The organism is Streptomyces sp. NPDC088197 (assembly GCF_044741185.1).
Lineage (GTDB): Bacteria > Actinomycetota > Actinomycetes > Streptomycetales > Streptomycetaceae > Actinacidiphila.
Map to the genome: position 1 here is coordinate 18,819 of NZ_JBIUSD010000014.1, position 24,804 is coordinate 43,622.

Here is a 24,804-nt window from a genome sequence, read left to right on the forward strand (position 1 = left end):
CGGGCGTGACGTCCCGCGTCAACGGCCGTACGGACCACGGCCGTTACGGCAGCACCCCGTCCTCCGTCCGCAGCAGCCGCAGAAACGCCTTCAGACCGGCGATGATCTCGGTGTTGTCGGTCAGCCGGTTCACCGTCGCCTCGAACTCCCGCGCCAGCGCGGCGATCCGGCGGTCGGTCCCGTCGGCCCGCGCGTAGACCGACAGGCCCAACGCGTCGACCGCGGACCGGAGTTCGCCGAGCGCGTGGTACTGCTCCTCGGCCTTGCCCTCCAGGACCTTGGCGCCGCTCTCGACGCGGGTGACGGTGGCGCGCAGGGCGAGGACGTCGTCGCGCGGGTAGGTGACGTCCTTCAAGAGGGTGCCGAGGCGGCGCCGCAGCGCCGCGAACCAGGCGCCCGCGGGCCGGAAGACGGTGCTCAGCAGGAAGAATCCGGCGAGCCAGTAGCCTGCGGCGCGGCCGGTCGCCGCGGCGACGGCGACCGCGAGGGCGGCCGTGACGAGGTGTCCCGCGAGGGCGACGCGCAGCATCAGGCGGGCGATCCGCCCGGCCTCGGTGTCGCGTTCCGGGGAGACGGTCAGGCCCTTTTCGCGGCTGGTCCGGATCTCGGCGAGGACGGCGTGGGCGCGGAAGTAGAGGTTCCACGGCACGGTCAGCAGAAGGAGCAGCCAGAGCAGGCCGAGCAGGCCCGCGGCGGTGCCGAGGACGGTGGACAGCGGTGCGCCGACGGCGTGGACGACGGCGAGTGTTCCGACGGTGACGAGGGTGACCACGACCGTGCCGGTGAATTTCCCCATGCCGCTCATCGTCCCGCCGCGCGGGCGGCCCGGCATGAGTACGGCTACTCAGGAGTAACACCCTTTCGCCGTACGGCTATCCGGCCGGGCTCGGCGACTCCGGCGCGGTGCTGGGGGCGTCGGTCGTGGGCGGCGCGGTCGTCGGCGGAGGTGTCGTCGGGGGCGGGGTGGTGGGCGGCGGGGTCGTCGGCGGAGGCGTGGTCGGCGGGGGCGTCGTCGGGGAGGACGAGGACGGCGGCGGGGTGGTCGGGGAGTCGGAGGCGGGCGGCGGCACATTGCGGGTGGAGGAGCCGCGCAGGATCACGGTCGCGTGCGCCGGGGAGAAGGCGATGCGGGCGGTCCAGGAGCCGGAGGGCTCCAGGGCGTGGTCGACGCTCAGGGTGAGAGTGACCGATTCTCCGGGCCGCAGGTCGCCCGAGGTCGCGGAGAGCCGGATCCAGAACGCGGCGGTGTCGGCCGTCCAGTGCACGGGGGCCGCGCCGCGCGCGGTCAGGGTGACGGTGGTGCCGCTGGCGGCGACGGTGAGCGTACTGCCGCCGGGGGACGCCGAGCCGGCGGCCGTGGGGTCGGTCGAGACGGTCGTGGTGAGGACCGGCGCCGGGGTGTCCGTACCGCCGGAGTGCTGGGGGTCGGGAGCCTGCCGGGAGCTGCCCGCCTCCTGGTACGGGTCGCCGTTGAGACCGTCGGGCTCGCTGGCGGCGCGGTCCGTGCCGGGCGCGTCGGCGCCGAGCGGCGCCGCGTGATAGGCGGCCCACAGGGCGAGTACGGGCGCGGCGACGACGGCCGCGACGACCGTACTGGTGACGGCCCGGTGCCTGAGCTGCGCGCGGCGGGCGGCGCGGTCCTTGAGGTCCATGGGGAAGCCGCGCCGGTCGAAGCGCGGGGTGGCGTCGCGGGAGCGCCCGGCCCCGGCGTCCATGGCGTGCAGCAGGGCGGCGTACGCGGCCGAGCGCGGCGCCTCGATGAGGGCGAGGACGGCGGTGGACCCGGCCCCCGGAGCGCCCGGTACACCCGAGGCCCCCGGCCAGGGCCCCGCGGCGACGACGCGTTCCGCCGTACGCCTGCACACCGGGCAGTCGTCGACGTGCCTGACGAGTTCCGTGCGCAGCGCCGTACCGAGCAACACCTTGGTCTCGCCCGCGATCTGGGCGAGGGCGGCGCAGTTGCCGGTGTCCACGACGGACAGCGCGGTGCGGGTCCGCTCCACCTCGCAGGCGGCGCGGGCGAGCAGGCCGCGCGCGGTGTCGGCGTCGATGCCGAGGACGGCGGCGACTTCGTGCGGCGGGAGTTGGTGGCGGACCGCCAACTCCAGGGCCTCGCGCTGCTCGGGCGTGGTGCCGGCGGCCTCGGGCCAGGCGAGCGCGGCGAGTTGGGCGTGCCGCTGCTCGGCGACGGCGACCGACGTGCTCGGCGGCTCCGGCGGCCCGGCGGCGAGCCGGCGCAGGCAGGTCCAGCGGGCGAGCGCGTACAGCCAGGGGCGGAGCAGCTTCGGGTCGCGCAGGTGGCCGCGCTGCCGTTCGGCGAGCGCCAGCACCTCGCCGAGCGCCCCGGCCGCCGCGTCGTGCTCGCACAGGATCGACAGGCAGTACGTGAACAGGCCGTCCAGATACGGCTCGTAGTGCGCGGGCGGCTGCATGGGGAGCGTGCCGTGCGGGCGTTGACGGTCGTGCGCCTTGTGCGTCGCTTCCCGGCGGACGTCCTTGCGGCCGTCCTTGCGGCCGTCCTTGCGCGACGGCTCCTTGCGGGCGGCCTTGCGCGCGTCGCCGCGGGCCTCCTTGCGGGACACGCGCGCTCCCTCCACGCGCGGTCCCTCCGGACGCGGCGCCTCGGTGCGCGGCGCCTCGCCGCCCGGCGTGTCCTTGCGGGCGGCCCGGCCGGCCGGCGCGCGGTGCTTGCGGTGTGCGCCGGTCGTCTGGTTCTGGGTGGGGGTCTCCTGCCTGCTCATCACCGGGCGACGGTAGGCCCGGTACGGCCCCCGGTTCAGCTCTCCTGGCGTGCATTAATCCTTATGGGTAGTGATGCTGCCCAAAAGGGGACAGCTCCGTCATTCTTACGAGTGAACGCACGTGCGCGCGCTCGATGTCCGCGCCGCACGCCCCCTTGAGCGCCCCCGGCAGCCGCAGGAGCCGGTCCGGCCGCCTTGTCGGACCCTCCCGCTACGGTGGGCGGCATGGCTGCCCGTAAGACCGTCTCGAAGGACCGTCCCTCCTACCGCTGCACCGAGTGCGGGTGGACGGCGCTGAAGTGGCTGGGCCGCTGCGGCGAGTGCCAGGCGTGGGGGACGGTGGAGGAGTTCGGCGCCGCGCCCGCCGTACGGACCACCGCGCCCGGCCGGGTGACGACGGCGGCGCGGCCGATCGGCCAGGTCGACGGGCGGCAGGCGACCGCGCGCTCCACGGGCGTGCCGGAGCTGGACCGCGTGCTCGGCGGCGGCCTGGTGCCCGGCGCCGTCGTCCTGCTCGCGGGCGAGCCCGGCGTCGGCAAGTCCACGCTGCTGCTCGACGTGGCGGCGAAGGCGTCCAGCGCGCAGGGCGCGACGCTGTACGTGACCGGTGAGGAGTCCGCCTCGCAGGTACGGCTGCGCGCGGACCGGATCGGCGCGCTCGCCGACCATCTGTATCTGGCCGCGGAGACGGATCTTTCGGCCGTTCTCGGTCACCTGGACGACGTGAAGCCGGCGCTGCTGGTGCTGGACTCCGTGCAGACCGTCGCGTCGGCCGAACTGGACGGCGCGCCCGGCGGCACCGCGCAGATCCGCGAGGTCGCGGGCGCGCTGATCCGCGCGTCGAAGGACCGCGGGATGTCGACCATCCTGGTCGGACACGTCACCAAGGACGGCTCGATCGCGGGCCCGCGGCTGCTGGAGCACCTGGTCGACGTGGTGCTCAGCTTCGAGGGCGACCGGCACGCGCGGCTGCGGCTGATCCGCGGCATCAAGAACCGTTACGGCGCCACGGACGAGGTCGGCTGCTTCGAACTGCACGACGAGGGCATCACCGGCCTGGCCGATCCGTCCGGCCTCTTCCTCACCCGGCGCGACGAGCCGGTGCCCGGCACCTGCCTGACCGTGACCCTGGAGGGCCGCCGCCCGCTGGTCGCCGAGGTGCAGGCGCTGACCGTCGACACCCAGATCCCCTCGCCGCGCCGCACCACCTCCGGTCTGGAGAACTCGCGCGTGTCGATGATGCTCGCGGTGCTCGAACAGCGCGGCCGGATCAAGGCCATCGGCAAGCAGGACATCTACACCGCGACCGTGGGCGGCGTGAAGCTCACCGAGCCCGCCGCCGACCTCGCGGTGGCGCTCGCGCTGGCCAGCGCCGCCATCGACACCCCGCTGCCGAAGAACCTGGTGGCGATCGGCGAGGTGGGCCTGGCCGGTGAGGTCAGGCGCGTCACCGGCGTGCAGCGCCGCCTGTCGGAGGCGGCCCGGCTCGGCTTCACCCACGCCCTCGTACCGCCGGACCCCGGCAAGATCCCGGCGGGCATGAAGGTGGTGGAGGTCGCGGACATAGGGGACGCGCTGCGGGCCCTGCCGAAGCGGACCGCACGGTCATAGCGCCACGGCGTACGCCGGTACGGCCGCGGACGCCGGTGCCCGTACGGCTGTGCAGACGTCCGCGTTCGTACAGCCGTACGGCCGTACGGCCGCGGGCGCCCGGCTCGCGGGCACGGGGGAACGCCCCGCGCCCCTTCCCGGAGAACGCCCGGCTCGCGGTTCCGGGGAACACCCGGCACCCGTTCGGGTTGCGCGCGGCGTACAGTCACGGAAGGCCCGGCACACGGTCGTGCGGGGCCTCGCGCGCGCTCCCGGGAGAGCCCGCGCGCCGTCGCGGGACCCCCGTAGGACCGTCGCGGGACCCCGGTAGGAGCCGTCCGGCCCGCGCCGCGCCCCCCGGAAGCCGTAAACTTTGCCCTGGTCTCGCCCATTGGGCATCCGTAGCGACCGGAGGATTGCAGAGTGGCAGCCAATGACCGGGCAGGGGGCCCTCCCCCGGCCCGAAGGGCATCGGGCGACTCCCCCGGCAGGTCCGGCGGGGTTTTCGGCGCCGACGCCGGGCTGATGCGCGCCTCTTTGAGCGCCGTCGCACCCGGCACCTCGCTCCGTGACGGCCTGGAGCGCATCCTGCGCGGCAACACCGGCGGCCTCATCGTGCTGGGCATGGACAAGACCGTGGAGTCACTGTGCTCCGGCGGCTTCGTGATGGACGTGGAGTTCACCGCGACCCGGCTGCGCGAGCTGTGCAAGCTGGACGGCGCGCTGGTCCTCGACAAGGACATGACGAAGATCCTGCGCGCGGGCGTGCAGCTCGTCCCCGATCCGACCATCCCCACCGAGGAGACCGGCACCCGGCACCGCACCGCCGACCGGGTCAGCAAGCAGGTCGGCTTCCCGGTCGTCTCGGTCAGCCAGTCGATGCGGCTGATCGCGCTCTACGTGGACGGGCAGCGCCGCGTCCTGGAGGACTCCGCCGCGATCCTCTCCCGCGCCAACCAGGCACTGGCCACGCTCGAACGGTACAAGCTGCGCCTCGACGAGGTCGCGGGCACGCTGTCCGCGCTGGAGATCGAGGACCTGGTGACGGTGCGCGATGTCACCGCCGTCGCCCAGCGCCTGGAGATGGTCCGCCGGATCGCCACCGAAATCGCCGAGTACGTCATCGAGTTGGGCACCGACGGACGGCTTCTCGCCCTGCAACTGGACGAGTTGATCGCGGGCGTCGAGCCCGAGCGCGAACTGGTCGCCCGCGACTACGTGCCGGAGCCGACCGCCAAGCGCAGCCGTACGGTCAACGAGGCGATGGCCGAACTCGACTCGCTGCCGCAGAGCGAACTCATCGAACTCACCACCGTGGCACGGGCCCTGGGTTACACCGGCTCCCCCGAATCCCTCGACTCCGCCGTCTCGCCGCGCGGTTACCGGCTCCTCGCCAAGGTGCCCCGGCTGCCCAACACCGTCATCGAGCGCCTGGTCGAGCACTTCGGCGGCCTCCAGAAGCTGCTCGCCGCGAGCGTCGACGACCTCCAGACGGTCGACGGCGTCGGCGAGGCCCGCGCCCGCTCCGTCCGCGAGGGCCTCTCCCGCCTCGCCGAGTCGTCCATCCTGGAGCGGTACGTCTAGACGTACCGCTGGAGGCGGCTGCCTCGGGGACCGGAAGCGCCCCGACCTCGTCCGCCGCCCACACGAAGCGGCGGGCCGGGGACGGCCGGGGGGCCGGGCCCCCCGGGGCTAGTCCTGGGAGAGGACGAAGGAGACCTGCTTGGCGCCGTAGCCGGAGAGCCGGGCCTGGATCAGGTAGGTGCCGGGCGCGGCAGCGCTCCCCTTGGGGGTCGCGCACTTCGGGGAGCTGGTCTTGGCGTTCCACCGGAGCGTGTACGTCGTGGAGCCGTGGGCGGGCACCTGGAGGAGGTAGGAGCCGCTGCCCGCGGTGGGGCAGTCGTCGGAGGCCCAGGTGTGGGCGTTGCCCGCGGTCGAGGTGATCGTGAAGACGGCCTTGGCGGGGCCGAAGTCGACCTTGCAGGAGACGGATCCGGAATTCGCGGCGCGCAGCTCGAAGACGGGGGTCTCGTCCGGCGAGTAGGAGTTCTGGACGCTGCGCAGCGAGAGCTGGACGCTGCCGGGCGAGCAGTCGGGAAGCGTGGAGCCGGCGGGCAGTTGACCGCCCGAGCCGCCGTTGCCCGAGCCGCCGCTGGTGGCGACACCGCCGGAGGCCGCGCCGCCCGACGACGAGGTGCCCGCCGTACCCGACGTACCGCCGTCGTTGCCGCCCGAGGAACCGGCACCGGCCGAACTTCCGTCCGTGGCACCGCCGTTGGAGCCGCCATTGGAGCCACCGTCGGAGCCGGAGGAGCCCGCGGAGGAACCGGAGGAGCCGCCGCTGTCGCCGCCCGAGGTGTCGCGGCCACCGGGGCGCCCGGTGATGTGCGTACCGGTCGGCTCGGGGCCCGGCGTGATCGTGCCGACCGGGGTGTGGGTGCCCGAGGAGCCGTTGTTGCCGCTACCGCCGCCCCCGCCGGTCGAGTTGACCAGCCAGAAGATCAGCAGGGCGACGAGCGCGAGCACACACAGCGCAACGGCCCGCCGCCGCCAGTAGATGGTCGACGGCAGAGGTCCGACGGGATTGCGCATTGAGCCCACACCCGAACTCTAGGGGAGATCACCCGCGCCTCGCCGCAACACCCGCCGCTCGGCGGCCGGTCTTTGCCGATCATCACGTTTAAGGGGACGGCCGGTCGCTGTCAGTGGCCTGTGCGAGGATCGGGAGGACATGAGCACCGACATCCGCGACGCTTCCGTCAGCACCTCAGCCCGCACGTCCCCGGCCGCCCCCGCGGGTTCGGCGGTCCCCCCGGCTCCCCCGGCCGCCGTCACCGAACTGCACGACCTGGTGATCGACTGGTTCGGCGAGCACGCCCGCGATCTGCCCTGGCGGCGGCCGGACGCGGGCGCGTGGTCGGTGATGGTCAGTGAGTTCATGCTCCAGCAGACGCCGGTCGTCCGGGTGCTGCCGGTGCACCAGGAGTGGCTGGCCCGCTGGCCCCGCCCGGCCGACCTCGCGGCGGAGTCGCCCGGCGAGGCGGTACGCGCCTGGGGGCGGCTCGGCTATCCGCGCCGCGCGCTGCGGCTGCACGCGGCGGCCACCGCCATAGCGGCCCAGCACAACGGCGAAGTCCCCGAGGACCACGGCCAGTTGCTGGCCCTGCCCGGTGTCGGGGAGTACACGGCGGCGGCCGTGGCGTCTTTCGCGTACGGGCGGCGGCACATCGTGCTCGACACCAATGTGCGGCGGGTCTTCGCCCGCGCGGTGACCGGCACCGCGTATCCGCCGAACGCGACGACGGCCGCCGAGCGGCGGACCGCCCAGACGCTCCTCCCGGCCGAGGAGCCGGTCGCGGCGCGGTGGGCGGCGGCCACCATGGAGCTGGGCGCGCTGGTGTGCACCGCCCGCTCCCCCGAGTGCGGGCGCTGCCCGATCGCCGCGCGCTGCGTCTGGCGGCTGGCCGGTTCGCCCGCGCACGACGGGCCGCCGCGCCGGGGCCAGACGTACGCCGGGACCGACCGGCAGGTACGCGGCCGGCTGCTGGCCGTCCTGCGCGCCTCCACCGCTCCCGTACCGCAGGCCGCGCTCGACGCCGTGTGGCACGAGCCGGTGCAGCGGGCCCGGGCGCTGGACGGCCTGGTCGAGGACGGCCTGGTCGAGCCGCTGGCGGACGGCGTGTACCGGCTGCCGGTCTAGGGCGTACCCGCCACCGCCGTATCCGCCGCAGCGCCGTATCTGTCACCGCGCGGTATCCGCCACCGCGCCGCATCCGCTTCAGCGCCGCATCCGCTTCAGCGCCGTATCCGTCACAGCGCCGTAACCGTCACAGCTCTCCGCCGGGCACGGTCTCCGGATGATCCGGGCCCGGCGGCGCCGCGCGCCCTCCCCCGGCGGTTCCGCGTGCCCGCCCCCGTCCCCCACTCCCACCTCGGCTTTCGTGGGCCGCGCCCCCTGTGACGCCTGACTTCTCGGGTCCGTAAATGCCCGTTTAACCACAGAATGCGCCTATTCATAGCGATTCACGGCTTGCATTCCACCCGTTACAGAACCGATGGGTTGCTGTGAGGCCGCTGTGCGCTCGCGGTGGCGAAAGCCCAACATCCGCTCCGTAGCGTCCTCGATGTCGGCAGGGAACGACGACAGCGGCAGGCAGGCACGGGACGGAGTCACACCATGGCGGGGAACGGCGAGGTACTGGAGTTCGAGGAGTACGTGCGGACTCGGCAGGACGCCCTGCTGCGCAGCGCCCGCCGCCTGGTGCCCAATCCGGTCGACGCGCAGGACCTCGTACAGACCGCGCTGGTGCGGACGTATCCGCGCTGGGAGGGCATCGCCGACAAGACGCTGGCCGACGCGTACATGCGCCGGGTCATGATCAACACCCGTACCGAGTGGTGGCGGAACCGGAAGCTGGAAGAGGTGCCCACGGGCGAGCTGCCGGACGCGAGCGTGGACGACGGCTCGGAGCAGCGCGCGGACCGCGAGATGCTGCTCGACGTGATGACGGTGCTGGCGCCCAAGCAGCGGCAGGTCGTGATGCTGCGGCACTACGGCCAGCTCTCCACCCAGGAGACGGCCCGCGCGCTGGGCATGTCGACCGGTACGGTGAAGAGCACCCTGCACCGGGCGCTGGCCCGGCTGCGGTACGAACTGGAGCACGGCCGCTACGGCTACTCCCGGCTGGACGCGGTGGACCGGGACTCTGCCGGGCGTGACGCGTCCCAACCGGAATCGGCATACTCGACGCACCCGGCTCATTCGACGGACGCGACCGGACCGCTCGGCGCGGCAGCTCCGCTCGGCACGGCCGGCTCGACCGGGTCGGCCGGATCGACCGACCCGCTGGATCCGGCCGCGCTCGGCCGGGAACCGATGGAACGCATGGAGGGCGTGTGGGCCGCGTAGCCTCGACTCTCGCGACGGGCGCGCTGGCGTGCGCGTGCGTCGTGGTCGCAGGCTGCGGTACGGCCGCCACCGGCGCCCGCCGCGAGGGCCCGGCGCCGGCCGCCACCCGGGTGAAGACGCCGTCCACCGTCGCCCCGGCGATCGTCGCCGACCAGGTGGCGCTGGCCACGATGGTGCGCAAGGACAACAGCGTCAGCGCGGACGTACGCGAGGATCTGACGCCGTGCGTGGGGGCCGGTTACCCGATGGACACCGACTCGGGCGACCTCACGGCGGGCGACGGCCCCGACCTGGTGATCAACGTGACGACGTGCGGCGACGGCCTCGGCATCGCCGCGTACGTGTACCGGATGGTCAACGGCAAGTACCAGAACGTGTTCGCGGACGAGCAGCCGCCGGTCTACGGCAGCGTCGAGGACGGGCGGCTCCAGATCATCCACGAGGTGTACAGGACCGACGACCCCGCGACGTATCCGACCGGGCAGGAGTCGATCACGTACGCCTGGCGCGGGCAGCGCTTCGTCGAGGTCGCGCGGGACTTCTCGGACTTCGGCGCGCGGACGCCGACCGTCTCGCCCGAGCCGACCTCGACCGACCCGGCGCCGCTGCCCAAGTCGGACCCGGTCGATCCCGGCGTGCCGGCGGCGGAGACCACGACCCCGGCGCCGGCCAAATCCCCCTCCTCCGGCGTGTCCGGCAGGCCGAGCAGTCCCGCCGCTGCCGGTTCGACGGCCCCGCAGATGTCGGCCGACGGCGACGCCGTCCAGCACGGCCAGGGACAATAGCCCGGTGGCCGCCACTCATGTCCTGTTCGTCGAGGACGACGACGTCATCCGCGAGGCGACGACTCTCGCGCTGGAACGCGACGGCTTCGAGGTCACGGCCGCGCCCGACGGGCTCGAAGGGCTCACGGCCTTCCGCGCCCGCAGGCCGGACCTCGCGCTGCTCGACGTGATGGTGCCGGGCCTGGACGGCGTGTCGCTGTGCCGCCGGATCAGGGACGAGTCGACGGTGCCGGTGATCATGGTGTCGGCGCGGGCCGACGCCATCGACATCGTGCTCGGCCTGGAGGCCGGGGCCGACGACTACGTGACCAAGCCGTTCGACGGCGCGGTGCTGGTGGCGCGAATCCGCGCCGTACTGCGCCGCTTCCGGGCGGCGGGCGGCGACGACGGGCTGGACGACGCGCCGCAGCTCTCCTTCGGGGACATCGAGATCGACCCCGAGGGCATGGTGGTCACGCGGGCCGGGGAGCGGCTGGCGCTGACCCCGACCGAGATGCGGCTGCTGCTTGAGTTCGCGGGCGCGCCCGGCACCGTGCTCTCCCGCGACCGGCTGCTCCAGCGGGTCTGGGACTACGAGTGGGGCGGCGACACGCGGGTCGTGGACGTCCATGTGCAGCGGCTGCGCGCCAAGATCGGCCAGGACCGGCTGGAGACCGTCCGCGGTTTCGGCTACAAGCTGCGGGCCTGAGGTCGCGTGCCGTCCCGTCCGGCGGACTCGCCGTCCGCCTCCTCGTACCCCGGAGCCCCGCGCCGCTTGCGTACCGGCCCCCGCCGCTTCGGTACCGGCCCGCGCTGGTTCCGTGCCGGTCTGCGCTGGAAGATCGCCGCGGCCATCGCCGTGGTGTCGGCGCTGGTCGCGCTCGCGCTGAGCCTGGTCGTGCACAACGCCGCGCGGGTCAGCATGATCAACAGCACCCGTGACGTCCAGGACGAGCGCGTCCAGTCGGCGCTGCGGATCTACGAGACGACCGGGCGGCTGGTCTTCTACGCCAAGATCGACGACCCGGAGCTGCCGCGCGAGCTGAAGGAGTTCGCGGCCAAGGGGCAGCGCGCCACGTATGTGCAGGACACCGGCGGTCACCCGATGGTGTGGGCGGAGACGCCCGCCGCGGACGGCCGGGTGCTGTCGCTGAAGACCGGTTTCACCGACCGCTACTCCGTGCTGGACGACCTCGACCAGGCGCTGGTGGCCGGGTCGCTCGCGGTCGTCGTCGGCGGTACGGCGATCGGCGTGCTGATCGGCGGCCGGATGTCGCGGCGGCTGCGGAAGGCGGCGGTCGCGGCCCGCAAGGTCGCGGACGGCGACACCGAGGTACGGGTGCGCGAGGCGATCGGCGGCCGGCGCGTACGGGACGAGACGGACGAGCTGGCGCGGGCCGTCGATGCGATGGCCGACGCGCTGCAACTGCGGCTGGAGGCCGAGCGGCGGGTGACGGCCGATATCGCGCACGAGCTGCGGACGCCGGTCACCGGTCTGGTCACCGCCGCCGAGCTGCTGCCGCCCGGCCGCCCCTCGGAGCTGGTGCGCGACCGCGTGCACGCGCTGCGGACGCTGGTCGAGGACGTCCTGGAGGTGGCGCGGCTGGACGGCGCCGCGGAACAGGCCGACCTCCAGGAGCTGGCGCTCGGCGAGTTCGTCCGCCGCCGCGTCGTGGCACTGGCGCCGGACGCCTCGGTCACGGTGGCCGAGGAGGCCGTCGTGCCCACCGACCCGCGCCGCCTGGAGCGCATCCTCGGCAATCTGCTCGCCAACGCCGCCCGGCACGGCGGCGCCCCCGTCGAGGTGGTGGTCGACGGCCCCTATCTGCGCGTCCGCGACCACGGGCCCGGCTTCCCCCCGGACCTCCTGCGCGACGGCCCCAACCGCTTCCGTACGGGCTCCGCCGCCCGCTCGGGCGGCGGCCACGGCCTGGGCCTGACGATCGCCACCGGCCAGGCCCGCGTCCTCGGCGCCCGCCTCACCTTCCGCAACGTCCCCGCCGAGGACGGCGGCGGCGCGGTCGCGCAACTGATGCTGCCCCGCGAGTAGCCGGGTGTCCGGCACTTCGCGGGGCAGCGGGTCCGGCCGAGGAGCCGGGGGGGGGGCGGGTGGCCAGCGGCCGGGGGGCTGGGGGGCCGGGGGCCTTGCCGGTCAGATGATCAGATGGCGTCGGCCAGGACGGGGGGCTGTTCGTCCTCGGAGCTGGCGGCCTTGGGGGCCGCGGCGCGCAGCGGGGTCTCGGTGATGAACCAGGCCGCGACGAAGCCGACGACGCTGATGACGGCGCCCCACAGGAAGACGGTGTGGGTGCCGTCGGCGACCGCGTGGAAGTACGCGTCCTTCACGGCCGGCGGGAACTTGGCGATGGTGGCCCGGTCGAGCTGGGCACCGGCTCCAGCGGCCCCGGAACCGGCTCCGGCGGCGCTGGAGGCCATGCCGTGGGAGACGGTGTGCGTGAACAGGGCGCCGAAGAGCGAGACGCCGAAGGAGCCGCCGATCGTGCGGAAGAGGGTGGAGGACGAGGAGCCGACGCCGATGTCCTTCATCTCGACGCTGTTCTGCGCGATCAGCATCGTGATCTGCATGACGAAGCCCATGCCGACGCCCAGTACGGCCATGTAGAGGCCGGAGGTGAAGCGGCTGGTGTTGACGTCCATGGTGGAGAGCAGGAACAGGCCGAAGGTCATGAAGGCGCCGCCGACCAGCGGGAAGATCTTGTACTTGCCGGTGGAGGTGGTGATGCGTCCGGCGACCATGGAGACGACGAGCATGGCGCTGAGCAGCGGCAGCAGCAGGAGTCCCGAGTTGGTCGCGGAGGCGCCCTGGACGGTCTGCTGGTACAGCGGCAGGAAGGTCATCGCGCCGAACATCGTGAAGCCGACGATGAAGCCGACCAGCGAGATCAGCGAGAAGTTGCTGTTGCGGAAGATCCGCAGCGGCAGCACCGGCTCGGCGGCGCGGGTCTCGGCGTAGAGGAAGGCCGCGAGCGAGACGAGGCCGAGCACGAGCAGGCCGATGATCTGCGCGGAGCCCCAGGCGTACTGCGTGCCGCCCCAGGTGGTGAGCAGGACCAGCGAGGTGATCGCGACGGTGAGCAGCGACGCGCCCCAGTAGTCGATACGGCCCGAGCGCCGCTTCTTCGGCAGGTGCAGCACGATGGTGACCATCGCGAGGGCGACGACGCCGATCGGCAGGTTGATGTAGAAGCTCCAGCGCCAGCCCCAGTTGTCGGTGATGCTGCCGCCGACGAGCGGGCCGCCGATCATGGCGATGGCCATGACACCGGCGATCATGCCCTGGTACTTGCCGCGCTCGCGGGGCGGGATCATCTCGCCGATGATCGCCATCACGCCGACCATCAGACCGCCGGCGCCCAGGCCCTGGACGGCGCGGAAGCTGATGAGCTGGTCCATGGTCTGCGACATGCCGGAGAGCGCGGAGCCGAGCAGGAACAGCACGATGGACGTGAGGAAGATGCCCTTGCGGCCGTACATGTCGCCGAGCTTGCCCCAGATGGGGGTGGAGGCGGCGGTGGCCAGCGTGTAGGCGGTGACGACCCACGACAGGTGGTTGAGCCCGCCGAGTTCGCCGACGATCGTCGGCATCGCGGTACCGATGATCATGTTGTCGAGCATCGCGAGCATCATCGCGATCAGCAGGCCCGCCATGACGACGCGCACACTGCGCTGTCGCGGCTCCGCCTTGACGGCGGCGGCGGTGTCGGTCTGGGACATGGCGGTGGGTCCTCCCCCGGTGAGGGCGGTTCTCCGGGTCCGGCGACACTCACTTCGCCGTCCGCTTACTTGCCGCCCGGCTAGCTAGGTACGGAATGAAGGTACGGGCGTAACTAGCCGGGCGTCAAGTAAGTGCGTAGGGTTTGACCAAGGCCGTACCGTCATGCCCCGTACAGCCCGTCGAGCCGGTCGGGCTCCGTCTGCCCGACGCGAGCGCAGCAGGAGTGCACAGCCATGGTCACAGCGCAGACCCGCCGCGGCGACACCCGCCGCCGCATCCAGGACGTCGCCCTCGAACTCTTCGCGGAGCAGGGCTACGAGAAGACCTCACTGCGCGAGATCGCCGAGCATCTGGACGTCACCAAAGCGGCGCTCTACTACCACTTCAAAACCAAGGAAGACATCCTCATCAGCATCGCGCAGGACCTGTCGAAACCGGTCGACGCGCTGATCGCCTGGGGCAACGAGCAGCCGCGCACGCTGGCCACCAAGCAGGAGGTGCTGCGCCGCTACAGCGAGGCGCTGTGGGGCGCGGAGGCGCTGTTCCGGTTCTTCCAGGAGAACCAGGCCACGGTGCGCGAGCTGAGCATCGGCGAGTCCTTCAAGGGCAAGATCGGCTCGCTGAGCGGGCTGCTGAGGGAGCCGGAGTGGCCGATGCCCGCGCAGGTGCGCTGCATGACCGCGCTCTTCGCCATGCACGCCGGGATGTTCGCGATGCGCGACATCGAGGGCGATCCGGCCGCCAAGCGCGCCGCCATTCTCGACGTCGCGCTCGACCTGGTCGCCCAGGCGGAGGCCGAGGCGGGGGTCTGAGGGGGCTGAGCTTGCGAGTGGCTGAGCTTGCGAGGGGCTGAGGGGCTCTTCCGAGGGTCCTCGCACGGGTAGAGACGGCGGCCGGATGTTGACGGCCGCCGTCTCTCTTGTACGACTGGATCTCTTGTACGACTGGTGGGATCAGACGTGCGTCGGACGTACGTCAGATGTACGTCAGACGTGCACGCCGTGCGTGCGCAGGAAGTGCAGCGGCTCGACGGAGGAGCCGTAGTACGGGGTCTTGCGGATCTCGAAGTGCAGGTGCGGACCGGTCGAGTTTCCGGTGGAGCCGGACTTGCCGATCTCCTGGCCGGTGTCCACCTTCTGGCCGACGTGCACGCCGATGTGCGACAGGTGGCCGTACTGCGAGTACGTGTTGTCCGCGTGCTTGATCACGATGTTGTTGCCGTACGCGCCGCCCCAGCCCGCCGTCACGACGGTGCCGGTGTGCGCGGCCCGCACGCTCGTGCCGCTCGGCACGACGAAGTCCTGGCCGGAGTGGGTGTGCGCCCAGTGCGGACCGGCCTGCGCGTACCCCGCGCCGATCACGTAACCGCTGGTCGGGGTCACCCAGGACGCGCTGCGGGCCTTGCGGTCGGCGGCGGCCTTGGCGTCCGCGCGCTTCTTGGCGTCGGCCGCGGCCTTGGCCTTGGCCTCGTTGGCGGCCTTGGTCTTCGCGGCGTCGGCCTTCACCTTGGCCGCGGTGGCCTGCTGGCCGCTGGCCTGCTTCTGCACCACGTCGGAGATGCTGCTCGCCGTCCCGGCGGCGAGGAATCCCTCGTGCTGCGTGTCGGCGGCGATCGCCGCCGTCGAGCCCAGGGCGAGCGCCGCGACCAGTCCGCCCGTCACTACCGCGACACGGCCACGGGTGACGGACTTCGGGGCACGGTTCATCGTCGAGTTCTTGCGCATGAAGAAACAACCTCACTGAAAGGGGGGAGCAACAGGTCCGGAGATCCGAAACATCCGACTGCGGCTCGTTGCCCATCCTTGGTAACGCGGCATTCCGCCGGACCACAAGGACCCCTATTACTAAGCGCGGTCGTAGTGCCGACCTCTCGGATTCCACCCTTCCCTTCACCCTTTTTACGTCGAATGCCCGGTACGCCCACCCGCTCAAGTCGCACCAAAACGGGCATCAAGGGCCTCGCCCCTTCACTTCCCTGTCCCCCGCCTGTGCGTGATCCACAGGCTCCGCACACCCCGCGAACCCGCCACTATTTCGCTTAGTAAGTGGCCTGGCTCACATGGGGCACATCACCTCGCCACGCGATTCGGCGAATTCCACCGGGACCAAGGACCTGTGACCGCCGCCACTTCCCCGCCCCTTCCCCGCCCCTTAGAACCCGCCCCCTTCCACGAATTCGTGGCGCGGGTCACATTCCCGCCCCTATCGTGAGGCCCGGACACAAGGGGGGCCGGCCACGGCGGGATCAAGGCCGTGGTCGTCGAAGCGGGCGCCGACACCGCCCGCACCACGGGCCGCACCCACACGGTCTCCTTCACGCTCCGCCCGAAGGACGCGGCGACGGGCCGGCCGGTGGAGATCGCCGCCCCGGACGAGGGCACCCTGCCGGGTGACGCGCCCCGGCCGCCCCGGTGAGCGGGCCCTTACGGGAGCGGCTGGCGGTCGCCACCGCCCGGCAGGACCTGGGCGAGCACCTGGAGCACCTGCGCGGCCTGGTCCCGTACGTCCTCCCGCTCCGTACGATCGCCCGCCGCGACCGGCCGCCCGCGCCCGCCGACTTCCTGAGCGCCGTCGAGGTGCCGCTGAGCCCGCCGTCGCACTGGGCCGAGGACGTCCTGGCCGAACGGCGCGGGCTGGTCCTCATCGACGGCCTGGACGAGATCGACGAACGGTCCCGTGAGCGCGTCGGCGACTGGCTGCGCGGCCTGCTCGCCGCGTATCCCGGCAACCGCTGGCTGGTCACGTCCCGCCCGACGGCCGTCTCCGACTCCTGGCTCGCCGACGAGGGCTTCACCGACCTGACCCTCTCCCCCATGAGCCGGGGCGACATCCGCGCCTTCACCGAGCGCTGGCACGACGCCGCCCGCGCCAGCGTCCCCGACGAGGAGCCCGAGGAGCGGGCGCGCCTCGACACGTACCAGCGCACCCTCCTCGACGCCCTCCACACCAAGCAGGACCTGGCCCGGCTCGCCACGAACCCGCTCATGTGCGGCCTCATCTGCGCCCTGCACCGCGACCGCAGCGGCTACCTCCCCACCGGCCGCAAGGAGCTGTACGACGCCGCCCTCGGCATGCTGCTGATCCGCCGTGACCGCGAACGCGATCTGGCGACCCCGCTCACCGAGGAACCGCAGATCCAGCTCCTCCAGAAGCTGGCGTACTGGCTGGTGAAGAACGGCCAGGCCGAGATGGACATCTCCGACGCCATGCGCCTGATCTCAGCCGCCCTGCCCGCGATGCCGTCCGCCGCCGCGCTCGGCGACAGCGCCTCCGTCTACTGCCACCTGCGCGACCGCAGCGGGCTGCTGCGCGAGCCCACGCCGGACACGGTCGACTTCATCCACCGCACCTTCCAGGACTTCCTGGCCGCCCGCGCAGCCGTCGAAGACCTCGACTTCGACCTGCTGGCCGCCAACGCCCACCACGACCAGTGGGCCGACGTCATCCGCATGGCCGTCGCCCACGGCCGCCCGGCCGAGCGGGCCAGGCTGCTGCGGAAGCTGATCGAGCGCGGCGACGCGGAGCCGGACCACTCAGCCCGGCTGCACCTGCTGGCGACGGCGTGCCTGGAACACGCCACAGAGCTGGACCCGAGGGTCCGCGCGGAGGTGGTGCATCGTGCGGAGAGGCTCATCCCGCCACGGACGGCCGAGGACGTCCAAGGACTGGTGAGCGTCGGCCCGCTGGTCCTGGAACTGCTTCCGGGCCCGGAAAGGCTGAGCCGCGACGAGCCTCGGCCGTCGTCCAGGTGGCGTGGTCCATCGGTGGAGACGCCGCGGTCGTTCTTTTGGCTCGGTTCGCAGCTCACGACCGCCATCATGGAAGCGCGTTGCCCCAGGGACCCCGGCCCGGTCGACCTGGCGCCGCTCGCGGCCCTTCCCGCTCTGACCAAGGTCACGGTCACCGGCCCCGGCCCCGTCCTCGACGCCGACCGCATCCCGCGCGTGAAGGTCACCGTCCACGCCCCGAGGTGACAAAAGGGGCGGGCCCCGGACCGTTACCGCTGGTCCGGGGCCCGCCCCTTACTACGCCGCTGTCGCGGCGGACGCTACCGCGCCGGAGGCGCTACGCGTCCTTGGTCAGATTCGGCCCGCTCGCCGTCTCCACCGGCGGCGCGTCCGCGACCGTGACCTTTTCCTCGCCACGGAACGTGAACTTGGCCGTCTCGCCCTCGCCCTCGACGTCGACCACGACGATGTGACCGGGGCGCAGCTCGCCGAAGAGGATCTTCTCGGAGAGCGAGTCCTCGATCTCGCGCTGGATGGTCCGGCGCAGCGGCCGGGCGCCCAGGACGGGGTCGTAGCCGCGCTTGGAGAGCAGCACCTTGGCGTCGGGGCTGAGCTCGATGCCCATGTCGCGGTCGCGCAGCCGCTCGTCGACCCGGCTGATCATGAGGTCGACGATCTGGAGGATGTCCTCCTCGGTGAGCTGCGGGAAGACGATGACATCGTCGACGCGGTTCAGGAACTCCGGGCGGAAGTGCTGCTTCAGCTCGTCGCTGACCTTGTTCTTCATCCGCTCGTAGTTGGACTTCGTGTCGCCCTGGGCGGCGAAGCCCAGGTTGAAGCCCTTGGAGATGTCCCGGGTGCCGAGGTTGGTGGTCATGATGATCACCGTGTTCTTGAAGTCCACGACCCGGCCCTGGGAGTCGGTCAGGCGACCGTCCTCCAGGATCTGCAACAGCGAGTTGAAGATGTCGGGGTGGGCCTTCTCGACCTCGTCGAAGAGGACGACGGAGAACGGCTTGCGGCGCACCTTCTCGGTGAGCTGGCCGCCCTCCTCGTACCCGACGTAGCCGGGAGGCGAGCCGAAGAGCCGCGAGACGGTGTGCTTCTCGCTGAACTCCGACATGTCGAGCGCGATCAGCGCGTCCTCGTCGCCGAAGAGGAACTCGGCGAGCGCCTTGGACAGCTCGGTCTTACCGACGCCGGACGGGCCGGCGAAGATGAACGAGCCGCCGGGACGCTTAGGGTCCTTCAGACCGGCACGCGTGCGTCGGATGGCCTTGGAGAGCGCCTTGACGGCGTCCCGCTGGCCGATGACGCGCTTGTGCAGCTCGTCCTCCATGCGCAGCAGGCGGGAGGACTCCTCCTCGGTCAGCTTGAAGACCGGGATGCCGGTGGCGGTCGCCAGGACCTCGGCGATCAGGTCGTCGTCGACCTCGGCGACGACGTCCATGTCGCCGGCCTTCCACTCCTTCTCGCGCTTGGTCTTCGCGGCGAGGAGCTGCTTCTCGTTGTCCCGGAGCGAGGCCGCCTTCTCGAAGTCCTGCGAGTCGATCGCGGACTCCTTCTCGCGGCGCACGTCGGCGATCTTCTCGTCGAACTCGCGCAGGTCCGGCGGCGCGGTCATCCGGCGGATACGCATCCGGGAACCGGCCTCGTCGATCAGGTCGATCGCCTTGTCCGGCAGGAAGCGGTCCGAGATGTACCGGTCGGCCAGGGTCGCGGCGGCCACCAGGGCGGAGTCCGTGATGGACACCCGGTGGTGCGCCTCGTACCGGTCGCGCAGGCCCTTGAGGATCTCGATGGTGTGCTGGAGCGACGGCTCCGCGACCTGGATGGGCTGGAAGCGGCGCTCGAGGGCCGCGTCCTTCTCCAGGTACTTGCGGTACTCGTCCAGCGTGGTGGCGCCGATGGTCTGGAGCTCACCGCGGGCCAGCATGGGCTTGAGGATGGAGGCGGCATCGATCGCGCCCTCGGCGGCACCGGCGCCGACCAGGGTGTGCAGCTCGTCGATGAACAGGATGATGTCGCCGCGGGTGCGGATCTCCTTGAGGACCTTCTTCAGGCGCTCCTCGAAGTCACCGCGGTAGCGGGAGCCGGCGACCAGGGCGCCGAGGTCAAGCGTGTAGAGCTGCTTGTCCTTCAGCGTCTCGGGCACCTCGCCCTTGACGATCGCCTGGGCCAGGCCCTCGACGACGGCGGTCTTGCCGACGCCGGGCTCGCCGATGAGCACGGGGTTGTTCTTGGTGCGGCGGGACAGCACCTGCATGACCCGCTCGATCTCCTTCTCGCGCCCGATCACCGGGTCGAGCTTGGTCTCACGAGCGGCCTGGGTCAGGTTGCGGCCGAACTGGTCGAGGACGAGCGAGGTCGAGGGGGTGCCCTCGGCCGGGCCGCCTGCCGTGGCCGACTCCTTCCCGCCGGAGTAGCCGGACAGGAGCTGGATGACCTGCTGCCTGACCCGGTTGAGATCGGCGCCCAGCTTCACCAGGACCTGGGCTGCGACGCCCTCGCCCTCGCGGATCAGGCCGAGCAGGATGTGCTCGGTGCCGATGTAGTTGTGGCCGAGCTGGAGGGCCTCGCGGAGCGACAGCTCCAGGACCTTCTTCGCCCGGGGGGTGAAGGGGATGTGGCCGGACGGGGCCTGCTGGCCCTGGCCGATGATCTCCTCCACCTGCTGGCGGACCGCCTCGAGCGAAATCCCGAGGCTCTCCAGGGCCTTAGCGGCGACACCCTCACCCTCGTGGATCAGGCCCAGGAGGATGTGCTCGGTGCCGATGTAGTTGTGGTTGAGCATCCGGGCTTCTTCCTGAGCCAGGACGACAACCCGCCGCGCGCGGTCGGTGAACCTCTCGAACATCGTTAATCGCTCCTCAGAGCGGTCGGGCAGTGAGGGGTCGGTCCCCTCCCTGTCCTTCCGCATGCTAGTCCCGCACAGCGGCGCCGCTCACGTATCCACCCCCGCTCGCGCGAGGAAAGCTGCGCTACCGGCTGACGTCACTCACACAACCTCGATGGTGCGAGACGATGTTCCCGCAGGCCAGGCGAATACCCCTTTATCAAGTACGCCCGTGGCGAACGCACGCCCTCGCCTGCTCGAACACCAGCCCTTCCCACTAGGTACTTCTTACCCTCTGCCCAGGACACTCCATGCCGAAAGCGGCTGGGGAGTGCGCTAAGGGCGAACAACCTTGCGCCGTTACGGACACTTCCGGCCGACACCGAACGTGTTCACCCATCGACGGTACGTGGTCGCCGCCGTAACCCCTGCCCCGGCGGGCAGTTGCACACGGCATGGGCTGGTACGAGCACGAACTGGGGTGGCCGACCACCGGGGCGCTGCCGCCGGGTCTGGTCACCGGGGTGCGGTTCGACGCGGTGGACGTGCCCGCGGAGGCGGGTCTGGCGGTGCTGAACCGTTTCCCGCGGCCGGGCCAGCTCGGCCCGGTGGCGCTGGACGGCCACCGGATCCGGCTGCTGGTGGCCGCCGGATCCGCCGAGGAGCTGCCGGGGCTGCTGGAGTGGCTGGAGTGGGGCGGTATCCGGCTGGATCTGACGGCGCTGGGGTCCGGCGCTCCGATGCGAGCGCCCGCGCACCCCGAGTGGGGCCGCCGGGAGGCCGCGTACGACCGGTCCGCGCCGGTGTGGCTGCGGCCTCCCCGACCGGGGTGCGAAGTCGAGTCCACGGTGCCCGCGCTGCGTGTCACGGATGGAGCCGATGGAACGGGGGTACCCATCGGGCTCACGGCACTGGTGGCCGCCCTTGCGACGGCCTGCCACCGGATCACGCTGCGGACGCGTAGCCAGGATCAGCCGTGGGCCTTCTCGTACGCCTCACGAATGGTGGCCGGAACACGACCGCGGTCGTTGACCTCGTAACCCTTCTCCTTGGCCCACGCACGGATCTTCGCGGTGTCGGGACCGGAAGCGCCGCCTCCGCGGACCGCCTTGGTACGGCCACGACCGGCCCGTCCGCCGGTACGACGGCCACTGTCCGTGTACGGGTTGAGCAGCCCGCGGAGCTTGTCAGCATTCGCGGTGGTGAGGTCGATCTCGTAGGTCACACCGTCGAGAGCGAACGTGACGGTCTCGTCCGCCTCGCCGCCGTCGAGGTCGTCAACAAGAAGAACCTGGACCTTCTGAGCCACCGGCTTCCCTTTCATCGAAAACGGATTAACGGTAAAAGCAAAGCGCCTTTGCGGGAAAAACACAAACCCCTTGCACGAACGGGCGCCCGCGAGGTAGCGCGATCCGGACAAACCGGAACGGTCAGAGTTGCAGCAGCATGCGGCTGTTGCCCAAGGTGTTCGGTTTCACTCGCTCCAGGTCCAGGAACTCCGCGACACCCTCGTCATTGGAACGGAGGAGCTCGCCGAAGACATCGCCGTCGACCGGCGTCTCCCCGATCTCCACGAAGCCGTGCTTCGCGAAGAAGTCCACTTCGAAGGTGAGGCAGAAAATTCGGCGGACTCCCAGCCAGCGTGCGGTGTGCAGCAACTTTGCCAGCAACTGGTGGCCGACACCCTTGCCGCGCTGTGTCGGGTCCACCGCCAACGTCCTGACCTCGGCCAGGTCCTCCCACATCACGTGCAGGGCGCCGCACGCGACCACGTTCGCGTCCTCGTCCCGTTCCGCGACCCAGAACTCCTGGATGTCCTCATAAAGGGTCACTGTCGGCTTGTCGAGCAGGATGCCGTCACGCACATAGGAGTCGAGCAGCGTCCGTACCGCGGCGACATCGCCGGTGCGCGCCCGGCGGATGGTGACGTCATTCGACATGAGGGGCATGTGCGGACGCTATCGCCCTTCGGGATCCGCAGGACCGGAGGGGTCGACGGACTGGATGATGCGCAATGCGTCACGGACCGCTTCACGCTGTTCCGGAGACATCATGCCGAAGAAGTGGACGAGCGCGGCGGCCGGGTTGTCGCTCGCGGACCACGCTTCGTTCATCAGTGCGGCAGAGTATGCGGCACGCGTCGAAACGGCCTCATAACGATAAGCGCGGCCTTCCTCCTCGCGGCGGAGCCAGCCCTTCTGGCGCAGGTTGTCCATTACGGTCATGACAGTTGTGTACGCGATGGATCGATCCCGTGAGAGATCCTCCAGGACCTCACGAACCGTGACCGGTCGGTTCCACTCCCACACTCGCGTCATGACGGCGTCTTCGAGGTCTCCCAATGGCCGGGGCACATTCCGGATACTAGCCGCAGACGTTCCGCTTATCGGGACCAAACGGGTCGGACCGGCGCACGGCGCCTTGTCGGGCGCCGCGCACCGGTCCGTGGATCGGGCATGGATCTTCGGCCAAGTATCAGATGATATTGATTTTCTTGGCCGTCAAATGCCGCGGCGGGCGTCAGCGGTCCTCGGCGGAGGGCTGGCGCGCGGCCTCGGCGCGGGCGAAGGCGGCGTCCACCGCCGCGTCCTCCTTGGCCTTGTTGGCCCCGCCCTGATTCTTGATGATCGTCACGATGACGGCGATGAAGAGGATCGCCATCACCAGCGGCGGCACGATCGCGGATACGTAGTCCATACCGACCAGCGTAGCCACGCCTCCCGCGCCGCCGACGGCGGGTGGGTGCGGCGGGGCCCGTCAGGCCGAGCGGGCCTCGTCGTCCCGCTTGGGCGCGGCGGGCTTGCGGCCGGGCGGCCAGATCTCGGCGGGCGTCGGCGGGCGCTTGGGCGCGCCCTCGCCGGGTCCCGGCGAGGGGGAGGGCGCCGGGGACTTCGGGCGGGGCGAAGGAGCCGGGGACGGCTTCTTCTCCGCCGGGTCCGCGGCGGTGGCGGAACGGGCGCCCGGAAGGGCGAGCAGGCGGCGCGACGTGGTCATATGGGCCTCCAGACGGAGTCGTACGTCGTTCTCTGCGAGGGTTTCGCAGCGGCGCAGCAGTGCGGTGCGCCGCCGGTACTCCGGGGTTCCGCTCGGTGCGGCCCGCAGGCGGCGCAGTGCGGCGAGGTCGTCCGCGCCGGGTACGTAGCCGCCGGCGAGCGCGGCGGTGAGCCGTTCCAGATACCCGCCCGCGCTTCCGGGCAGCGCCTGCCGGTACCGGCTCAGCTCGTCCAGCAGGAACGACCGCAGCCGTCCCGCCTCGGCCACCGCGTCGTCCACGGCGTGCACGAGCCGGAGGTATTCCTGTACGTGCTCGGCGGGCCGCGCCGGTACGCGCGCCTGTGCGGCGGGGCGTACGGGTCCGCGGAGCTGTTCCGCCGGGCGTACGTGCTCGGCCGGGCGCGGCGCGAGCACGGCGTCGGCGGCGGCGGTGTCGGTCCGGCCCGCGTAAGGGGACAGGACTTCCGCCAGGGCTCGGCGCAGCACGCGCAGTTCGTCCGCGCTGAACGCCATCCCGCCTCGGTTTCCGTGTGGCGTGGGCATAGCGAAAGATTAGTCTTTAACCGGACAAATCACACGCATCCTCGCGCACTCGGGTGCGTCGCCCGCCCCGTACCGCCGCAAGCCCCCCGTACGGCCCGGAGCCGCCCCGTACCGCCGGGCGACACGGCGAGACACGGCGGGCAACACGGCGTACACCCCGGGCGCTACGACGTCTGGACGTTCCGCTCGTACACCAGCCGCAGTCCGATCAGCGTCAGCCAGGGCTCGTGCTCGTCGATGATCGACGCCTCGCCCAGGACCAGCGGCGCCAGGCCGCCCGTCGCGATGACGGTCACGTCGTCCGGGTCGTCGGCCAGCTCGCGCGCCATCCGCTCGGCGATGCCGTCGGCCTGCCCGGCGAAACCGTAGAGGATGCCGGACTGCATGGCCTCGATCGTGTTCTTGCCGATGACGCTGCGCGGCCTGGCCAGCTCGATCTTGCGCAGCTGCGCGCCGCGCATGCCGAGCGCGTCCACCGAGATCTCGATGCCGGGCGCGATGGCGCCGCCCACGTACTCCCCGCGCGCCGACACCGCGTCGAAGGTGGTCGCCGTGCCGAAGTCCACGACGATGCACGGGCCGCCGTAGAGGTGCACGGCGGCCAGCGAGTTGATGATCCGGTCGGAGCCGACCTCCTTGGGGTGGTCGACCAGGATCGGCACACCGGTCTTGACGCCCGGCTCGACCAGGATCGACGGGACGTCGCCGTAGTAGCGGCGGGTCACCTCGCGCAGCTCGTGCAGCACCGACGGCACCGTCGAGCAGATCGCGATGCCGTCGATGCCGTCGCCGAGGTCGCCGAGCAGCGGGTGCATCCCCATCAGGCCCTGGAGCAGTACGGCCAGTTCGTCGGCGGTACGGCGCGGGTCGGTGGAGATCCGCCAGTGCTCGACGATCTCCTCCCCGTCGAACAGCCCGAGGACGGTGTGGGTGTTGCCGACGTCGATGGTGAGCAGCATGCGC

22 protein-coding genes and 1 pseudogene are annotated in these 24,804 nt (G+C 71.6%); 11 read left to right on the forward strand and 12 right to left on the reverse strand.

Features of this window, described 5'->3' with window-relative positions:
* Nucleotides 1–43: 43 nt before the first annotated feature.
* Complete coding sequence (locus tag ACIOC1_RS27675) at nucleotides 44–796, reverse strand: hypothetical protein (RefSeq protein WP_355342312.1); 753 nt, start codon at nucleotides 794–796, stop codon at nucleotides 44–46.
* A 76-nt stretch (nucleotides 797–872) separates the two neighbouring features.
* Entirely contained in the window at nucleotides 873–2,741 is a 1,869-nt protein-coding gene (locus tag ACIOC1_RS27680; RefSeq protein ID WP_401856651.1) for a hypothetical protein, read from the reverse strand.
* Between the two features lie 225 nt (nucleotides 2,742–2,966).
* On the opposite strand from ACIOC1_RS27680, the gene radA reads away from it, so the two are divergent.
* Nucleotides 2,967–4,352: a DNA repair protein RadA gene (radA, locus tag ACIOC1_RS27685; protein WP_355342306.1), complete on the forward strand. Its 1,386-nt coding sequence runs from the start codon at nucleotides 2,967–2,969 to the stop codon at nucleotides 4,350–4,352.
* Nucleotides 4,353–4,754: 402 nt separating this feature from the next.
* Nucleotides 4,755–5,915, forward strand: coding sequence for a DNA integrity scanning diadenylate cyclase DisA (disA, locus tag ACIOC1_RS27690; protein WP_391049623.1), 1,161 nt, complete (start codon nucleotides 4,755–4,757; stop codon nucleotides 5,913–5,915).
* Between the two features lie 108 nt (nucleotides 5,916–6,023).
* On the opposite strand, the gene ACIOC1_RS27695 is transcribed toward disA, so the two are convergent.
* Complete coding sequence (locus ACIOC1_RS27695) at nucleotides 6,024–6,923, reverse strand: hypothetical protein (RefSeq protein WP_391049625.1); 900 nt, start codon at nucleotides 6,921–6,923, stop codon at nucleotides 6,024–6,026.
* A gap of 139 nt (nucleotides 6,924–7,062) precedes the next feature.
* Here ACIOC1_RS27695 and ACIOC1_RS27700 point away from each other — a divergent pair, with 139 nt between their 5' ends.
* From ACIOC1_RS27700 to ACIOC1_RS27720, 5 genes are all read left to right on the forward strand, one after another.
* On the forward strand, nucleotides 7,063–8,031 hold the full coding sequence (locus ACIOC1_RS27700) for an A/G-specific adenine glycosylase (protein WP_391164074.1): 969 nt from the start codon (nucleotides 7,063–7,065) through the stop codon (nucleotides 8,029–8,031).
* 477 nt (nucleotides 8,032–8,508) lie between these two features.
* Nucleotides 8,509–9,240, forward strand: coding sequence for a SigE family RNA polymerase sigma factor (locus tag ACIOC1_RS27705; RefSeq protein WP_391049628.1), 732 nt, complete (start codon nucleotides 8,509–8,511; stop codon nucleotides 9,238–9,240).
* Complete coding sequence (locus ACIOC1_RS27710; RefSeq protein WP_355342297.1) at nucleotides 9,228–10,025, forward strand: hypothetical protein; 798 nt, start codon at nucleotides 9,228–9,230, stop codon at nucleotides 10,023–10,025. Before ACIOC1_RS27705 ends, ACIOC1_RS27710 begins: the two co-directional genes overlap by 13 nt.
* A gap of 4 nt (nucleotides 10,026–10,029) precedes the next feature.
* Entirely contained in the window at nucleotides 10,030–10,713 is a 684-nt protein-coding gene (cseB, locus tag ACIOC1_RS27715; RefSeq protein ID WP_355342294.1) for a two-component system response regulator CseB, read from the forward strand.
* Between the two features lie 66 nt (nucleotides 10,714–10,779).
* Nucleotides 10,780–12,054, forward strand: a complete 1,275-nt coding sequence (locus ACIOC1_RS27720; protein ID WP_391049787.1) for an ATP-binding protein — start codon at nucleotides 10,780–10,782, stop codon at nucleotides 12,052–12,054.
* 110 nt (nucleotides 12,055–12,164) lie between these two features.
* On the opposite strand, the gene ACIOC1_RS27725 is transcribed toward ACIOC1_RS27720, so the two are convergent.
* Nucleotides 12,165–13,739 carry an MDR family MFS transporter gene (locus ACIOC1_RS27725; RefSeq protein WP_355342279.1) on the reverse strand — a complete coding sequence of 525 codons (1,575 nt, stop codon included), beginning with the start codon at nucleotides 13,737–13,739 and terminating at the stop codon, nucleotides 12,165–12,167.
* 234 nt (nucleotides 13,740–13,973) lie between these two features.
* On the opposite strand from ACIOC1_RS27725, the gene ACIOC1_RS27730 reads away from it, so the two are divergent.
* Nucleotides 13,974–14,552: a helix-turn-helix domain-containing protein gene (locus ACIOC1_RS27730; RefSeq protein ID WP_355342276.1), complete on the forward strand. Its 579-nt coding sequence runs from the start codon at nucleotides 13,974–13,976 to the stop codon at nucleotides 14,550–14,552.
* 174 nt (nucleotides 14,553–14,726) lie between these two features.
* On the opposite strand, the gene ACIOC1_RS27735 is transcribed toward ACIOC1_RS27730, so the two are convergent.
* Nucleotides 14,727–15,464: a M23 family metallopeptidase gene (locus tag ACIOC1_RS27735; protein WP_355342273.1), complete on the reverse strand. Its 738-nt coding sequence runs from the start codon at nucleotides 15,462–15,464 to the stop codon at nucleotides 14,727–14,729.
* A 514-nt stretch (nucleotides 15,465–15,978) separates the two neighbouring features.
* Here ACIOC1_RS27735 and ACIOC1_RS27740 point away from each other — a divergent pair.
* Nucleotides 15,979–16,155: pseudogene (locus ACIOC1_RS27740) on the forward strand (hypothetical protein); the annotation flags it as partial.
* Nucleotides 16,152–17,714 carry an NACHT domain-containing protein gene (locus tag ACIOC1_RS27745; protein ID WP_401856652.1) on the forward strand — a complete coding sequence of 521 codons (1,563 nt, stop codon included), beginning with the start codon at nucleotides 16,152–16,154 and terminating at the stop codon, nucleotides 17,712–17,714. The pseudogene ACIOC1_RS27740 and the gene ACIOC1_RS27745, both read left to right, overlap by 4 nt.
* A gap of 91 nt (nucleotides 17,715–17,805) precedes the next feature.
* On the opposite strand, the gene ACIOC1_RS27750 is transcribed toward ACIOC1_RS27745, so the two are convergent.
* The gene (locus ACIOC1_RS27750) at nucleotides 17,806–20,325 is read right to left on the reverse strand and encodes an ATP-dependent Clp protease ATP-binding subunit (protein WP_355342267.1); all 2,520 of its coding nucleotides are present in this window, start codon (nucleotides 20,323–20,325) and stop codon (nucleotides 17,806–17,808) included.
* A gap of 434 nt (nucleotides 20,326–20,759) precedes the next feature.
* Here ACIOC1_RS27750 and ACIOC1_RS27755 point away from each other — a divergent pair, with 434 nt between their 5' ends.
* Nucleotides 20,760–21,344, forward strand: a complete 585-nt coding sequence (locus tag ACIOC1_RS27755) for an SCO3374 family protein (RefSeq protein ID WP_401856653.1) — start codon at nucleotides 20,760–20,762, stop codon at nucleotides 21,342–21,344.
* Here ACIOC1_RS27755 and ACIOC1_RS27760 read toward each other — a convergent pair.
* The 6 genes from ACIOC1_RS27760 to ACIOC1_RS27785 all read right to left on the reverse strand — a co-directional run bounded on the left by ACIOC1_RS27760 (nucleotide 21,275) and on the right by ACIOC1_RS27785 (nucleotide 24,800).
* Nucleotides 21,275–21,613 (reverse strand): Lsr2 family protein, encoded by a 339-nt coding sequence (locus tag ACIOC1_RS27760; protein WP_355342261.1) that lies wholly within the window; start codon nucleotides 21,611–21,613, stop codon nucleotides 21,275–21,277. The two genes, ACIOC1_RS27755 and ACIOC1_RS27760, sit on opposite strands and share 70 nt — an antisense overlap.
* A gap of 121 nt (nucleotides 21,614–21,734) precedes the next feature.
* Nucleotides 21,735–22,253 (reverse strand): amino-acid N-acetyltransferase, encoded by a 519-nt coding sequence (locus ACIOC1_RS27765; RefSeq protein WP_355342258.1) that lies wholly within the window; start codon nucleotides 22,251–22,253, stop codon nucleotides 21,735–21,737.
* 9 nt (nucleotides 22,254–22,262) lie between these two features.
* Nucleotides 22,263–22,658 (reverse strand): BlaI/MecI/CopY family transcriptional regulator, encoded by a 396-nt coding sequence (locus ACIOC1_RS27770; RefSeq protein WP_355342255.1) that lies wholly within the window; start codon nucleotides 22,656–22,658, stop codon nucleotides 22,263–22,265.
* 166 nt (nucleotides 22,659–22,824) lie between these two features.
* Complete coding sequence (locus ACIOC1_RS27775; protein WP_355342252.1) at nucleotides 22,825–23,001, reverse strand: hypothetical protein; 177 nt, start codon at nucleotides 22,999–23,001, stop codon at nucleotides 22,825–22,827.
* A 60-nt stretch (nucleotides 23,002–23,061) separates the two neighbouring features.
* The gene (locus ACIOC1_RS27780; protein WP_355342249.1) at nucleotides 23,062–23,841 is read right to left on the reverse strand and encodes a hypothetical protein; all 780 of its coding nucleotides are present in this window, start codon (nucleotides 23,839–23,841) and stop codon (nucleotides 23,062–23,064) included.
* 164 nt (nucleotides 23,842–24,005) lie between these two features.
* Nucleotides 24,006–24,800: a type III pantothenate kinase gene (locus ACIOC1_RS27785; RefSeq protein ID WP_355342247.1), complete on the reverse strand. Its 795-nt coding sequence runs from the start codon at nucleotides 24,798–24,800 to the stop codon at nucleotides 24,006–24,008.
* Between the last annotated feature and the right edge of the window lie 4 nt (nucleotides 24,801–24,804).

Coding starts and splice junctions, on each gene's coding strand:
- ACIOC1_RS27675 (WP_355342312.1), bottom strand. CDS start 796: ATGGGGAAATTCACCGGCACGGTCGTGGTCACCCTCGTCACCGTCGGA.
- ACIOC1_RS27680 (WP_401856651.1), bottom strand. CDS start 2,741: ATGAGCAGGCAGGAGACCCCCACCCAGAACCAGACGACCGGCGCACAC.
- radA (WP_355342306.1), top strand. CDS start 2,967: ATGGCTGCCCGTAAGACCGTCTCGAAGGACCGTCCCTCCTACCGCTGC.
- ACIOC1_RS27695 (WP_391049625.1), bottom strand. CDS start 6,923: ATGCGCAATCCCGTCGGACCTCTGCCGTCGACCATCTACTGGCGGCGG.
- ACIOC1_RS27700 (WP_391164074.1), top strand. CDS start 7,063: ATGAGCACCGACATCCGCGACGCTTCCGTCAGCACCTCAGCCCGCACG.
- ACIOC1_RS27705 (WP_391049628.1), top strand. CDS start 8,509: ATGGCGGGGAACGGCGAGGTACTGGAGTTCGAGGAGTACGTGCGGACT.
- ACIOC1_RS27725 (WP_355342279.1), bottom strand. CDS start 13,739: ATGTCCCAGACCGACACCGCCGCCGCCGTCAAGGCGGAGCCGCGACAG.
- ACIOC1_RS27730 (WP_355342276.1), top strand. CDS start 13,974: ATGGTCACAGCGCAGACCCGCCGCGGCGACACCCGCCGCCGCATCCAG.
- ACIOC1_RS27735 (WP_355342273.1), bottom strand. CDS start 15,464: ATGCGCAAGAACTCGACGATGAACCGTGCCCCGAAGTCCGTCACCCGT.
- ACIOC1_RS27750 (WP_355342267.1), bottom strand. CDS start 20,325: ATGTTCGAGAGGTTCACCGACCGCGCGCGGCGGGTTGTCGTCCTGGCT.
- ACIOC1_RS27755 (WP_401856653.1), top strand. CDS start 20,760: ATGGGCTGGTACGAGCACGAACTGGGGTGGCCGACCACCGGGGCGCTG.
- ACIOC1_RS27765 (WP_355342258.1), bottom strand. CDS start 22,253: ATGCCCCTCATGTCGAATGACGTCACCATCCGCCGGGCGCGCACCGGC.
- ACIOC1_RS27775 (WP_355342252.1), bottom strand. CDS start 23,001: ATGGACTACGTATCCGCGATCGTGCCGCCGCTGGTGATGGCGATCCTC.
- ACIOC1_RS27780 (WP_355342249.1), bottom strand. CDS start 23,841: ATGCCCACGCCACACGGAAACCGAGGCGGGATGGCGTTCAGCGCGGAC.
- ACIOC1_RS27785 (WP_355342247.1), bottom strand. CDS start 24,800: ATGCTGCTCACCATCGACGTCGGCAACACCCACACCGTCCTCGGGCTG.